The following is a 14,665-nucleotide window of genomic DNA, read 5'->3' as shown; positions in this document are numbered from 1 at the left end:
CACAAGGAATTTTAATTATGTGTGTCAACAATATCCACCTGGAGGCCAAATAATGACTATTTGGCTGTCAATCGGCATTTTATTTACTTTTGCCGCAATTGCGTTTGTTATTTATCGTTGGGGTAACATGAAGTGTATTGGTGTCACGCCTGTACGTAACTTTACCTTTATCGCTATTCTCTTTACCTCAGGTTTAGATGTCGGTTTAATCATGTTCCCGCTAACCGAATTTGCCGGTTACGCTGATATTGCCAGCAGCCCTGAATATGGTTTTAGTAATCCTTTAGCCATTGAGTTTGGTTTCTGGGCTTTCTTTATCTGGGCATTTTACTTTTTAACCTGTTTCTACTTTTGTGTTATTGAACCAAGAGTTAAGTTTTTTGAAATTTCAATAATTAAGTTTATTAATAACTTAGTTATTATCGGTACCTGTGCCTTTACTGCCTACCTGCTGCTAACTAACCTGCCCTGGTATTTACCCGGCTTAGGTGACGGTGAAACCCTGGTCGGCAGTTTTTACTTAATTGTATTTCTGGTTATTGCCACCGCCGTGTATTCAAGTACCAATATCCGTTACGTCAAAATTTTAAGCCTGGGCAGCAGCTGGTTATTTTTAGCCTTAATAGCAATAATGTGGGCAGGTGCATTTTTAACTGATAACTCAAGTGTTGGAGAGTTCTTTACGACTTTCGCTTTATTAGGTGATTACTTCACCAATCTGCACCGCTTTGTATTACCGCTTAATGACTACCATGAGTTTTACCTGTTCTGGTGGTTTGCCTGGAGCATTATGATAGGTCAATTTACCGCACGTTTTGTAGGCGGCATGAGAACCTATCAAGTATTAGCGGCAATGATGGTATTCCCGTCTATTCCGATCGCAGTCTGGTTCAGCGTACTTTATTACTACAGCGCTAATGCCATCCCGACAGCAGGATTTTATAACCTGGCGATGGTGATCGTTGGTGTTACATTTGTTATCAATTCACTTGATTCACTGGTTCGCCTGTATACCGATAATTTAAATCTGACGGTGCAGCGTTTCGGCAAAGCACGTTATGTTATCGGTAATATTGTTCTGTTAAGCGGACTAACACTGCTGTTCAAATTAGACTTTTTACAAATTCAGTGGGTTGGCGCATTAGCGATAGGATTAATTTTAGGATGCTTTGCTTACATTCTACTGACTCATTATCGTAAAGTAGCTGATATTGAACGTTCACCAAAAGCGAACAAAATCGACTTCACTAAGATTGAATTAGCAAACTGATATTCAATTAACAAAGGAACAGTGAGCAGTACTTTCTGTCTCACAAACCTTTAATTTTGCACATAAACCAGAAAACAGAATATCGCCCGGCGTTATTCTGTTTTTTTTTTATTTTGCGCATGAGTCTTATGAATATTTCTGTTATGGTACGCAAAAAAATAATGAGGGAATTATGGAAAAGTACGAACAACTATTAATTTCACTGCGCCGTGTGATCCGAGCTATCAGTATACATTCTCGACAGCTAAATAAAGACTCGGGATTAACCGGGCCGCAGCTGATGGTAATGCGCAAAATAGCGCAGCTTGATGCACCGCTGGCAAAACAGATTGCGCAAGAAATTACTTTAAGCGCGGCAACCGTAACAACGATTCTCGATAGACTTGAAAGCCGTAATTTAGTCATTAGAACGCGCAGTAAAACTGACAAACGCAAAGTGCATTTATCATTAAGTGAAGCAGGCCAAACCTTATTAAGCGACTCGCCGAAACCACTTCAAGAGCATTTTATCAAGCGCTATCAAAATCTTGAAGAGTGGGAACAAAGCCAGCTGCTCTCCGCCGTAGAGCGAATTGCATCCATGATGGATGCCGACGAACTAGATGCTGCACCAGTATTACTGGTAGGACAAATTCAAGCCGATGAGTCTTTGTAATTAAGCCGTCTACTTATGCAGCGGGTAATACACCCGCTGATTTATCAAACCAGTACACTGCCCTAAATATAGCGGCTTTATGCACTCGATTTGTTAACAAAGTTTCTGACATTTTATAAAGATAAAATTCGGGTTCTTAGATAAATAATTGTAGCGTTCCATTGAGATTTCTTTCACTTTATCTGCAACTTTACCTTCAGACAATTGAGTTACCGCCAGCCCATTTTTTGTCACTGCATCCATGATTTCTGTTAAAGAACGGCGGTAAAATACGACTTCAACGGGCTCACCAACCGTATCCCATACATCAGTAATTAATTCACGTTCAAAGTAATTACCTGAACGCGAACATTCAAAATCGGCTAATGGATGATGAGTAGAAAAGACCATGTATCCTCCGGCTTTCAGAACGCGGTTTACTGCTTGGAACAAAACACACAGATCTTCAATGTAATGAATCACCAGCGGGCAAATAATAACGTCTTTACTATTTGGCTCCTCTTGTGGAAGACCAATAGATAAGTCTTGTGAGTAAGATGACACTCTGCTGCCAAATTTACTGTCCACTATCTGAATCATTTTCTCAGAGACATCGATACAGGTTATCTCAGCAGCCCCCTGTTCAATTAATAACTGTGTATAAACGCCGGATCCGCAGCCTAAATCTAATACATTCAATCCGGCAAGATCATTCAGCATAGCCTGTAATGAAGGCCTTTCTAGACAGGCATTATAAATATTATCTTGTACGGCAGAATCATATTTTTCCGCATGCTCTGAATACATAAGTGATTTCATATTTATTTACTTTTCCTAAGGGAGATTATCATAATAATACGAAGGCCAGTTATTGTCTTCTGCTCTAATGGCTGAAGACAAAAACTGGCCCTATTTTACTTACATATTAATTTACTGCAGAACTAAAAGCAGATTGACGTTTTTTTACTAGCGTCGTCTCCTGATCAAGTTCATTATCAGTACACAAAGTCATCAGTGACAATTGAAATTGATTCGCAGTTTCAACTGCTTTGTTCTGGCTAAGCTCAGTACAGTCATAGAAAAGGTTAAAACCCATTTTCTCTCCAGGAAACACACACACAACTATCTGATGGTTAGTACCACTCGTTGTTCCTATGTGATCTATATGTAAACTTCTGTTTTCACTATTTGTTTCCTGCTCTGGATAGTTTTCAAATACAAACAGCGTGCCGAATGGTGCGGTAGGCTGCCATTTATGATCATAATCATTGAGATCATAAAACGCATATTCCATTCTCTCTGAGCTTGAGTCGACAATCTGTGCTAATGCAGATTTTGTACTTCCTGTTACTTTAACCCGTAAAGGCGGTGTTGCCACAAAAAGTCCAACAAGGTCAGTAACTGAGTCGATTTCAGCTGGCCGTTTGGTTAATGTTGTCCCAAAGACCACATCTCTGCTACCTGTCATATTACTTAACGCATGGCCCCAGCAAAGTTGACAATATTGATTAACCGTTACCTCAAGCTCTTTTGCTCTTGCTGAAATTTTCTCAGTTTGTGCCCGGCTAAGGTGAACAGTCTCACCCTGAATACGTAATTTATTATGCTCAATTTTAGGAAAGTCCAGGGGAACACGTAAGTTTTTAGGGGCTCCATAAAGGTAATTCTGCCAGAATACCTCAGCTTGCGGTTCAAGTTGAGATTCTTTAAGGTATTGAGAAAAAGCACTAAAAGTAAATGACTTAACATCCAGCTTATCCTTTCGTATCAAGACCTCGTAATCCCGCATTATCTCCGACAGGAATATCTGCATTGACCAGCCGTCAAATAATATATGGTTGAATGTAAATATCATGTAGTACTGCTGCTCACCAAGTTCGGCTAAACATAACTTCATCAATGGTGGAGACAGCAGATCAAATCCTTTTTTACGCTCAGAGATTAAACGCTCCAATATTTTTTCTGGCCAGTTTGCAGAGCTTGTTTCACGCCAGTCTTCAAGCTGAATAAGCATGCTTACTTGACGAGGTACAACCACTAACGGTTTTCCAAGCCGTCCTTTATCCCAAAATGCAGCTCTTAAAATATCGTGACGATTCAAAGCTGTATCCCATGCCTGCTGAAAGCACTCAATATTTAAATCACCTTCTAATTTGAAGTACAACTGATCTATCTGATAATCACGATTCATACGGTTAAAGTACATGAGCTCGCGCTGAAAGTCTGTTGCAGGATATATTGTATCAAGGACTCCTATTTGACTTTCCAGCTCTTCTATCTGCGGCTGTGTTATCTCTACATTTGCAACATCCGAAGGAGTCAGGGCACTAATAGTATTTGTATTAGTGCAGTGAGATACAACTGCTCGAATTTCATCTGCAAAGTTCTTCAGCAGTTTTTTTGGATCAATATTTTTATTGGTCACTTCGATCTGCACAGTTAAACGCTCATCACTAACCCAGCAGTTTACATCAATCTCCCGCAGTACTTTATTTTCCGCACTCACTAAATGTGCATTGTTATTTTGTACCATGGTCCACAAGTCATCATCACGACCTTTACTTTCAAAACGGCCTAAATAATTAAAACTAACTGGGTACATTAAACGGTTCTGTAACTGCTTTCTTATGTCTGTATCAGAATGGCCGTAAGCTAAATTTAAGTAATTTTCACCTTTCTGAGGCAGCATCCTGATCTGCTCTTTAATACGTTTTATATTTTGATTCATAGACTCCATATTGCTGGCGATACGTAACGGAAATATACTGGTGAACCACCCTACCGTTGAATCAATTACAATTTCCGGGTTAATATTCTGCCGTCCGTGCCCTTCTAACAGGATATTTACAAAGGGATCTATAACAGGAATGACCTTTACTAATGCGGCAACTAACAATTCATTAACCGAAGTTCTATATTTTTCGTTTGCTGAACTTAATAACTGTCTGCTAACTGTTTCATCAAGTGTTACTGATTCCATAGATGCTGGTGCAGACGGCTGATAGCGGTCAACTGCATCTGTCTCTTTTAACCAGTAATTTGTTTCCGATAAGCTCACGTCACTTAAGGTCGTTTTCAACCCTTCAGCATAGACCTTTGTATTCGAAAATTCGCTCAGTCTGGTATCTGGATTATCGTTATACAGTATACGCAGGTCATTGATAATGATCCGCCATGAAACCCCGTCAACAATCAGATGATGGGCGCAAAGGTAAAGATACTGTGACTTATCTTTACCACAGCTATACAGCATCACTTTAAACATTTCGCCTGAATCAAAATTAAAGCTTTGATTGATAGATGCAAGGTGAGTATCTAATTGAGATGTATCATCAAAAGTTTTCTGTTCAAAGGTAAAGTTCTCTGTATTAGAATCACTAAAAACCTGTTTATCTGTTGAGCTGCTGTTGTGATAGCTGACTCGGAATATATCATGGTGATCGGTGAGTTGTTTAAGCGCATTTCTAAGTTTAGCCAGGGACACACTGTGATTAAATTTAAGTGTTACCGCCTGATTGAAGTGATGTGGATGAGCAAATTTCTGCTCAAAGAACCATTTTTGTGCAGGCAGCAGATCAAAGCTTCCCGTGCTCTCTCCGCGAATAATTTCTCTTTGCTTATCCTGCTGTATATATTGTGACATTGTAGAGAAAACTTTATGTTTCATTATATCAGATGTGCTTAAGCGCAGTCCGATAGACTCCATCTCGACTGATAATGATATTGTCGAAATAGAGTCTCCTCCCATTTCCAAAAAGTTATCATTAATCGATAAACTTGGCAGTTCAAGTACAACACATGCTTTAGCAAGCAGCTGTTTCTGAATATCGGTCAACTCCTGATCACAGCTCTGCAGATCTGCGGCCGGCAGCGGCAGTGCGCGCCGATCAATTTTTCCATTGCAGTTTAACGGCATCACTTCCAGTGGAATAATATAAGTTGGAACCATGTATGACGGAAGCTGCTTGATAAGGTGTGCTTTCACGGTCTCCGGACTAATATCTTTCGCAGATACGTAATATCCTATGAGTGCTTTTGTTCCCGATTTTTTATTTAACATCACTGTCGCGATATCAATACCGTCGAGCCGTTCCATAGCATTACGTATATCCCCCAGTTCAATGCGGTATCCTCTTAACTTGATCTGTTCATCTTTTCTGCCGTTAAAATACAAGTTTCTATCGCGCCCCCAGTATGCATAGTCACCAGTCTGATATAGCCGAATATCTTTTAAACCGAGCTCTTTTATAGTGCATCTGATAAACTTTTCTTCAGTTAACTCCTGTTGTCCATAATAACCGTTTGCTAACCCCGGCCCTCCGATCAGTACCTGGCCCGCGGCGCCATGGGGGACAATCTTTCCAGCTTCATCAACAAGATAAATTTGTGCGTTGTCACTAGGAGTGCCGATCGGGATTTGTGCAAGAGTAAGGTGTTCCGGTCGGCATTTTAATGACGCTGCATAAATAGATGTTTCTGTCGGGCCGTAAATATTAATTACATTAGTAATGCCTGTCTTCAGCGCGTTAGCTACTGCCTTATTCGAAACGCTGTCTCCTCCAAAAACTAATGTTTCTACGCCGGTAAATATTTCAGCCTTATTTGAACTAAAGTAAGTTTCAAATAAACCGGTAGTCAAAAACAGATGATCAATATTATACTCTTGAATAATCCCTTTTAACTCATCTGGGTTCGCAATAACGCCGCGCTTCGGTACCACTAATGTTTCGCCATTAACAAAAGCAGTCCACAGCTGCAGACTTGCCGCATCGAATGCTTCGTTGGCAGAATACAGCACTCTCTTACCAGAAGGGATGCGGGTTCCTTTAAAAATAGTGCTGACTAAAGCTCTATGAGAAAGTGCGACCCCTTTAGGTTTTCCCGTTGTACCGGAGGTAAAGATCAATTGACTGATCGTAGTGTCTGTTACCTGACAAGGACAATACAGGTTATCTGTTTTATCCTGCAGTTTCTGCGTATCAAGACTGTTTTCAAGTACCGCAGCGGGAGATACCTGAGCTAATATCTCTTTTTTTCTCTGTAAAGATGCTGCTGTATCGATACAGGTAAATGCGATCCCCATATACTGCGTTGCTAAAACTGCAGTGACCGTTTCTGTCAAACAATCCAGATTAATGGCAACCGTACAGCTTTTATCAGCCTCTGTTATTTTTAATGTTTTAAGATATTCAATATACTGCACCACATTTTGATACAGCTCGTAGTAGGTTAGTTCGCGTTTATTGGCAGCATCAATAAGTGCGGCTGAATCAGGCTTAGTTTCTACCCATTGATGAAAAATCTGAGCAAGTGACAGGTTTGCAGCGGGCAGCTCTGTTTGATTGATGCTGTTGTAAAATGAAAGTTCATTTTCCAGTAAAATAGGGAGCGACTTAAGCGGACAGGAATTAGTGTCAGTACTTGTCAAATGAGTCAGGATCTTCTCAAAGCGCTCGAGAAATGCATCCAGCACACCGCTGGTAAACATTGACTCAACGTAGTCCAGTCTGAAATTAAAACAACGATCCGATGACATACAGAATAAAAGCTGCAGATCTGCATTCAGTTCCATCAGCTCATAGTTAAATTTAAATGTGATATCTTCATCAAGGTTATAGGTATCATTGATACCAATTGTTGAACCAAAGCTTATGTTGGCTACTTGTGACATACTGTCTTCAGCGGTTTTATTTAGTTCATTAATTAAATCTCTATACGCCAGTCCTTTATATGCTTTAGTTTCACTATGAAATGTCCTTATTTTTGAAAAATATTCGTTAATGGAATGCTGGGGAGACAAGTCATAAACATCTAAACAAGTATTAACAAAACAGCCCATCGTATTTCTAGAGTTTTTTTCTCTCATATCCATCGGCGATATAACACCGACTAATACCTGATTTGAAAGACGGCCCGCCAAAAGTGCATAGACGCTTTTAAAAAATATATTTGGGGTTAATTTATGCTTTCTGCAATATTTTTTCACCTCTGCACTTTGCTCTGTTGTCAGAGATAAAAATGAAGTAGAAGTATGTCGTTTTACAGCAGGCTGGGCACTGGAAAAAGTTACCGGAAGCGATTGTTCCGATATATGACTGCGCCAGACTTCAGCTGCCTGTTTAATTTTTTCCAGAGAATAAGAAGGCCAGGATACACAGTGATTACTGCTCGATACTTCATGATCGTATTGATCAGCATATACCAGGCTTTTATATTTAGATTTTATTCGATCCAGCAATATAACAAACCCGCTTCCATCTAATGTTATATGATGTACCATAATAATAACTTTTAAATTTCCGGAACTTAGTTTACAGATGCATAAGCGGAATAAGCGATTTGAATTAATCGTTATTTTTTGCGAATAACACTCTTCTAAAACTTGTGCAGTGTTCTTCTCTTTATCTTTTGATAAGCTAAAATCATGCTGCGTGACATCAACATCCTGCTTATTTAATTCTTTATAGAGAGAGCCATTTTCAAATGTATACTGGTAATGGAAGCAGTCTGAGCTAAACGCCTCCTTTAGCGACTCAGTAAAAGCATTCTCATCAATACTGCCGGAAATATTCAGTGTTACGTATGAATTTGAAATCATATTTGTATTTTCATGAAGTGATTCAACATAAAAATTCATTTCATAAGGTGATGCTGATATTTTCATTTTCTTTCCTCAAAGTGCTAAACCAAAATAACCAATTAAATAATCAGCTACGCCGTCGTCTGCATTACTATTCGTATAAATAGGCTTTGTTAATCTATTTGATAATTCCGGCATCGCATTTTTCATAACAACACCTATCGCAGCCTGCTCCAGCATTGCTTCATCATTCATACCGTCTCCAAAGGCAATGGCTTCTCTCTCAAAGTTAATACCTTGATCTGCAAGACATTCTGCAATTGTGTTTGCTTTAGTGACATTCAAAGGGGAAATTTCAAGGGAATTAACGGATGATCGGCTAATTTCACAGCTTTGTGAAAATAACTTAACTAACGTCTGTTCAATGGAATCGATATTACTTTCTGACCACACTAGAATTTTGTTTGCGCTTAAATCTAAGAGTTCATTTCCAGCAACTACCTGATATGGAAACCTAAACTGCCTTGAGTAAGATGTAACCATGTGATTAACTTCAGTAACATTCCAGCCTGCAGAATCAAAAACACTAATATGTAAATTTAAGCTCGCGGCACACTGAATAAGCTGTTTATATATGCTGCTGTTAAACACTATATTTTTTTTATATTTCCCCTGTACTCTGCACACTTCAAGTGCGCCATTACAGCCGATAATAGTTGGAACAAAGTCTAAGCCGGTAATTAAACTGCTTATATCTTTTGGGTGACGCCCAGAAGCAAAAATAACTTCTACACCGTCACAATTAAGCTGATTCAGTACATTCCGAGTACTTTTGGTTATCTTTCCTTGAGGATTCAGCAGGGTTCCATCCAAATCAGAAATAACTGCTTTTATTTCATTTTTAGTCTCTTGCATCTATAAACCTCCGTCTTTTTATCTACCGCGAATTAACCACAGTATCACATATACATTGATTTATTATTATTTTATTTCAATAAGCAAACCCACAGGTAAAAAATTTAACCCACTGAATTTATTAACAAAAAAGCAACCACAATATTTCGTTGAAATTATACTTACTTTTTATACAAGTGGTTTTTATTCTAGAGAAATCAACTAAAAACATACTCAATGTTTAAGCACAAAAAGGGATGGGACAGGAGGGTTATTGAACTTATGCATCGCTTTATAATGGCTTTTATTATTTCAGATGACTCAGCTAAAACAAATTTTATCAATTAAATAGCAAAAGCTTAATTGATGATTGACTTGTTGCTGCTATTTAACAACAAGACCACCTCTCCATGCGGCTGGATGCAGCTCACAAAACATCAATCTAGTTGACGAACAAAAGCAATGCTTTTCCTAACATCAGTTGATTTTGCCATCCATGTATTATTAGCGATTATCCTCACCGCGCAGGCTGCTGGTTCCTTATATGACGCTTTATAATATATAATTGTCTTTAATTAAGTTCATATAACAACAGGGAATTTTTACAAATGGATGTGATAGTTCTGTACACAGCCGGCCACCTTGGCAGCGCAGTGATCATGAATAAGTTACTTAATATGCCTGAGATTAATATTGTCGGTGTTGTAAAAGCCCAGCCGCTCAAGTTGTCACTTCGCGGGCGCACCCGTATCATCAGTCATCTTAAAAAAGTAGGATGGAAATTCGCCTGGCTGCTGCTTTGGCAGCGCGGCATTCAAGTGCTGGGTTATCTAGTCACACTGACTTTTCCATTTTTACGAAAACGTTTAAAGCCGGCATGGAAGATTGCCGCTGATCATAATATCCCAGTTTTTCATTGTGGAAATATTAATGATGAATCCTGCCGGAAATTTATTAAACAACTGCATCCTGATCTGCTGATTTCAGCCTATTTTTCACAAATATAAAAAAAAGAGATAATCTCTCTTCCTAAAACCGGCGTATTAAATATTCACCCCGGCTGGCTTCCCTCCTATAAAGGGGCGATGGCATATTTTTGGGTTTTAAACAACGGCAGTGACAGAGGCGGTGTGACAGTTCACTGGATAGACGAAGGTCTTGACACTGGTGAAGTATTAGCCCGCAGATCCTTTACATTAAAAGCGAATGCCACCCAGGAGAGTGTATTAATGTACACCGCGGTGATTGGAGCAAAACTGCTTGGACGGGTGGTAAAACGGTTGATCGACGGAAAAGATCCTAAGCTGCATCTAATCCACAGCAGTAATGAGAAAGATATGTACTACCCTATGCCCGGTGATAAAGATTTTGAGTCCTATTTTAAGCAGCGTCGATATTTCAGAATACGTGATGTATTAACTGTGCTGGTGATGAAAAAATACCGCTAAGCCCTGTACAGACGTTTATGAACGGCGTATTTTCAACACGGATTATTCTACTTTTTATGCTTATGCCGCGCATTTAAGTGCGCTTGATATTTCTTAGCAATCCACTGATGTAAGGGAAGCCCTGTGTTCTTCTTTAGCAAATACGCGATGCCTGCCAAGACCAATAACCCTATGACTGCTCCCATAATGCTCACCTCTTTGAAAACAAGAAAATTCCATAAAATCTAAACTGTTTATACGTTTTCGGGAAACGCACACGGATATTTTTATCTTAACAAAAATAGATAACTTGCGTTAATACATTTGCCCTTTATAATTAAAGCTGTGTTTATATACAGTTGTTATTATGAAAATTATCCCTATTACAGCCAGCGCAGGTATCACAGGTTTTGAAAGCCCTGCTGGTGACTACCTGCAGCTTCCATTAAGTCTTGATGCATTATTAATCGAGCACCCCAGCGCTACTTTTATCGGTAAAGCAGACGGCCACTCTATGCAGGATGCTGGTATCTTTAACGGCGATATATTAATTGTCGACCGGCATATACAGGTTAAAGACCGTGATATTATTGTTGCTAACTATAATGGTGAGTTTGTATGTAAAATTATTGATACTCATAGGCGTTTACTTATCTCGGCTAATCCCCGTTATCAAAGTCAAAGCATAGGCCCGCATGATCAATTCACCATTGAAGGCGTGGTTATCCGTTCAATACGCTGTCATCGTGCCAGCCGCCTATTAGAAAGTACTTTCTGATGTTTGCACTCGTTGATGCCAACTCATTTTACTGCAGTACTGAACAGGTCTTTCGGCCTGAGTGGCACAGTAAACCATTCATTGTGCTATCCAATAATGGCGGCTGTCATCATGCCAGCCCTCTATTAGAAAGTACTTTTTAATGTTTGCACTCGTTGATGCCAATTCATTTTACTGCAGTGCTGAACAGGTCTTTCGACCTGAATGGCGCGGTAAACCATTAATTGTATTATCCAATAATGACGGCTGTATTGTAGCAGCTAATAAACAGGCCACAGCACTTGGCATTCAAAAATTTCAGCCTTTTTTCAAAGCACAGGCATTATGTGAAAAAGCAGAAATAATTGTATGCTCATCAAATTATGAACTGTACGCTGACCTCTCTCACAAAATGATGCAGGTGATTGCTGGGTTTGCTCCCGTACAGCATATTTATTCCATCGATGAATGTTTTTTAGACTTTGCAGACTGTCGGAAAAGTATTCCCGATCTTCTTGAGCATGTGCAGCTGTTACGTAAAACAGTCTGGAAAGAAACACGTTTACCGGTATGTGTCGGTTTAGGAAAAACCCTCACCTTAGCTAAAACCGCTAACCATGTCGCTAAAAAGTGGCCTGGTTTTCATGGCACCTGTCTGCTGGAGAGCGGTGCATTTAAAGAGCAGGTATTTGAGAAGCTGGCACCTGTAGATGTTTGGGGGATCGGCCGAAAAACCAGTGCAAAACTGCAGGAGTTCGGCATTGATACCGTGAAAAAACTAACTGCACTGCCAGTTAACCACTTACCGGCCGGCTTTAGTGTTGAACTGCAGCGAACTATTCGTGAATTAAACGGTGAAGCATGTCAAACATGGGATAGCGCCAGGTCAGACAAGCTGCAGATATTTTCCACCCGCAGTATGGGGCAGCGCATAACTAATATCGAGAATCTTAACCAGGCACTTGTAAAACATACCTGTATTGCAGCGGCTAAAGCACGGCAGCAGCAGTCACTGTGTGGAACATTAACAGCATTTGCAGCCGGCAGCCCTTTTGATATTCAACCGCGCAGCTTTAAAATTATTAAGCACTTTAACCCGCCCACCAATAACAGCACACAATTAATAAAAGCAGTTAGTGAGAGTATCGAGCAGTTGTTTCAATCTGGAGCAGCATATTACAAGGTTGGAGTCGGCTTATTAAACCTAAGCAGCGAACAACATCAGCAGTGGGATCTATTTTCAGCAGCACAGGAGAACAGCGCCCTGATGCAGGTAGTCGATAAAATTAACCAGCGCTATGGCAGTGACAAGACATTTTTTGCAGCGCAGGGCATTAATGAAAAATGGGCAATGCGGCGCCGGTTTTTAACTCCGCAGTACACCACAAAGTGGCCGGACATTCCTAATATTTCCTGCTGAATAATGCATAACCTGGCAGCTCTTAAGTCACTCATAGAAAAATCGTTTTTACAGCGTCATTGTATCTTCAAAAGGTTTAGGTATATATTTATATGCAAAGGATTTTATATGAAAATATATGCGGTTTTATTTTTCCTATTCTACAGTACATTATCTGCGGCTTCAGGTGAGCAGGTGGTTGAGATGGCGACAGACACATGGCCGCCCTATTATGGTGCAGCTCTTGAAAAAAATGGACCGCTGGTTGAGATTACCAGGCGAACACTTAAAAACATTGGTTACGAATTATCGGTCGCTTTTATTCCCTGGAAGCGCGCCGTAGAGCATAGCAAAAAAGGGAAATACCAGGCCGTACTTGGCGGTTATTATAATAAGCAGCGTGCTGACTATTTCTGGTATTCAGATCCCATTGCCACAAGTAACCTTGTATTATTTATGCATAAAAATAATAGACATAAATATAAAGAGATAACGGATCTTAATTATCTGGATGTCTGTGTTATCAACGGTTACTTTTACAGCGATCAATTCACTAATAATCCGTTAATTATTAAAATCAAATCAAACAGTTTAAAGCATTGTTTTGAAAGGTTAATTGCACAGAGGGTTGATATGGTTATAGCGAATGAAGTTGTTGGCCTGCAGCTGCTTAATCAGGACTTCCCTCAGGACAAAAAACAGATTGTTACCGCAGAAAATGCGTTAACTTTTAAGAATCTATATATATTGTGGACAAAAAAACAGCCTGAAAACTTTACCCTGAATATAGAATTTAATCGTGAGCTTAGAAAGCTCAAAGCAGCTGGTGAAGTGGATAAAATTTTTCAAGAACTGCTTTATTAAAATAAATTAAGCAAAGAAAACACAGGAACAGGTAGAATTAAAAATTCAGAAGTTTTTTAAAGAAGGTTTTCTTCAAGTAAATTAACTACTTTAGCTGTTGTTAATTGATTAAGCTCATATTGTCCGAGCAGCGACAAATCTTCCCCGCCGTTTATCCCGATGCCGACACCGACAATATCTGGTTGTGAATCTAGAATAATAAAGACAAGTTTTTTATTTAGTGATGCGCTGTCAATTGTTACTGCTTCTGAGTTATTACCAAGGTTTCGTAAAGCCTGATCCATTAAACCTATTGTTGTAGCACTCTCTTTATAACGTTTCATAAACAGGTCATTCGCCTGTACAGCCGTGTTAAGTAATTCCTTTATATTATTTTTCATCTTATTCCTTTTAGTAAACCTTAAAATTTAATAACCAACTCGTTTCCAAAAGTCAGCTTCGTTGTGCTTCGCAGGCTGGGAAATATGGAAGGTTTTGTCAGCAACAATACGATCATTGAGTTCAATGGTCATACGCCACTGTCCGCACTTATCTGTAATTGGCGCCCAGATAGTATCTCCAAGATAAAAGCTCCAGTCATTGTTAGTTACATGCACCACGCCGTCAAACGGGGCACGTAAATTTCCAGCATCATCAAGAATCCCGGGGTGATCAATACAGTAACGAATTTTACAGCCGCGCGCTTTTTTTATATTAACAATAAAGCCGAATTCAATATCGATTTGCGCAGGAATATCCGTAGTAAACTCTTTTACCTGCGGAAGTTCTTTTGATTTTGACTGCCATTGTGAATGAATGCCGTAGGTCAGCATTTTAATAATCGGCTTCTGTTTTGCCATC

The 14,665-nt window shown here is 39.5% G+C and carries 12 protein-coding genes; 7 read left to right on the top strand and 5 right to left on the bottom strand.

Annotated features, from left to right (window positions below; genetic code table 11):
* Nucleotides 1–52: 52 nt before the first annotated feature.
* Nucleotides 53–1,270 (top strand): choline transporter, encoded by a 1,218-nt coding sequence (locus tag G327_RS0113655; RefSeq protein WP_019615351.1) that lies wholly within the window; start codon nucleotides 53–55, stop codon nucleotides 1,268–1,270.
* A gap of 172 nt (nucleotides 1,271–1,442) precedes the next feature.
* A complete protein-coding gene (locus G327_RS0113650; protein WP_019615350.1) occupies nucleotides 1,443–1,925 on the top strand; it encodes a MarR family winged helix-turn-helix transcriptional regulator in 483 nt (160 codons plus the stop codon).
* A gap of 93 nt (nucleotides 1,926–2,018) precedes the next feature.
* Here G327_RS0113650 and G327_RS0113645 read toward each other — a convergent pair whose 3' ends face one another.
* The 3 genes from G327_RS0113645 to G327_RS0113635 form a co-directional block, all read right to left on the bottom strand.
* Nucleotides 2,019–2,723 carry a class I SAM-dependent DNA methyltransferase gene (locus tag G327_RS0113645; protein ID WP_019615349.1) on the bottom strand — a complete coding sequence of 235 codons (705 nt, stop codon included), beginning with the start codon at nucleotides 2,721–2,723 and terminating at the stop codon, nucleotides 2,019–2,021.
* A gap of 106 nt (nucleotides 2,724–2,829) precedes the next feature.
* Complete coding sequence (locus G327_RS24725) at nucleotides 2,830–8,568, bottom strand: condensation domain-containing protein (RefSeq protein WP_019615348.1); 5,739 nt, start codon at nucleotides 8,566–8,568, stop codon at nucleotides 2,830–2,832.
* Between the two features lie 9 nt (nucleotides 8,569–8,577).
* Nucleotides 8,578–9,399 (bottom strand): Cof-type HAD-IIB family hydrolase, encoded by an 822-nt coding sequence (locus tag G327_RS0113635; protein ID WP_019615347.1) that lies wholly within the window; start codon nucleotides 9,397–9,399, stop codon nucleotides 8,578–8,580.
* A 587-nt stretch (nucleotides 9,400–9,986) separates the two neighbouring features.
* Between G327_RS0113635 and G327_RS26110 the strand changes: the two genes are divergently transcribed.
* The 5 genes from G327_RS26110 (at nucleotide 9,987) to G327_RS0113600 (ending at nucleotide 13,825) form a co-directional block, all read left to right on the top strand.
* Entirely contained in the window at nucleotides 9,987–10,385 is a 399-nt protein-coding gene (locus G327_RS26110; protein WP_019615346.1) for a hypothetical protein, read from the top strand.
* 9 nt (nucleotides 10,386–10,394) lie between these two features.
* The gene (locus tag G327_RS26105) at nucleotides 10,395–10,826 is read left to right on the top strand and encodes a formyltransferase family protein (RefSeq protein WP_083938520.1); all 432 of its coding nucleotides are present in this window, start codon (nucleotides 10,395–10,397) and stop codon (nucleotides 10,824–10,826) included.
* A 346-nt stretch (nucleotides 10,827–11,172) separates the two neighbouring features.
* On the top strand, nucleotides 11,173–11,583 hold the full coding sequence (locus G327_RS0113615) for a LexA family protein (RefSeq protein ID WP_019615343.1): 411 nt from the start codon (nucleotides 11,173–11,175) through the stop codon (nucleotides 11,581–11,583).
* Nucleotides 11,584–11,725: 142 nt separating this feature from the next.
* Entirely contained in the window at nucleotides 11,726–12,982 is a 1,257-nt protein-coding gene (locus G327_RS0113605; RefSeq protein WP_019615341.1) for a Y-family DNA polymerase, read from the top strand.
* 108 nt (nucleotides 12,983–13,090) lie between these two features.
* Nucleotides 13,091–13,825 carry a substrate-binding periplasmic protein gene (locus G327_RS0113600; RefSeq protein WP_019615340.1) on the top strand — a complete coding sequence of 245 codons (735 nt, stop codon included), beginning with the start codon at nucleotides 13,091–13,093 and terminating at the stop codon, nucleotides 13,823–13,825.
* Nucleotides 13,826–13,881: 56 nt separating this feature from the next.
* Here G327_RS0113600 and G327_RS0113595 read toward each other — a convergent pair whose 3' ends face one another.
* Entirely contained in the window at nucleotides 13,882–14,205 is a 324-nt protein-coding gene (locus tag G327_RS0113595) for a hypothetical protein (RefSeq protein ID WP_019615339.1), read from the bottom strand.
* A gap of 27 nt (nucleotides 14,206–14,232) precedes the next feature.
* Nucleotides 14,233–14,664, bottom strand: coding sequence for a DUF3859 domain-containing protein (locus G327_RS0113590; protein WP_019615338.1), 432 nt, complete (start codon nucleotides 14,662–14,664; stop codon nucleotides 14,233–14,235).
* Nucleotide 14,665: the final 1 nt, after the last annotated feature.

This window comes from Psychromonas ossibalaenae ATCC BAA-1528 (genome assembly GCF_000381745.1).
In the GTDB taxonomy this organism is placed as follows: Bacteria; Pseudomonadota; Gammaproteobacteria; order Enterobacterales; family Psychromonadaceae; genus Psychromonas; species Psychromonas ossibalaenae.
The sequence above is the reverse complement of the archived record's forward strand: the minus strand, read 5'-3'. Positions and strand labels throughout refer to the sequence as shown.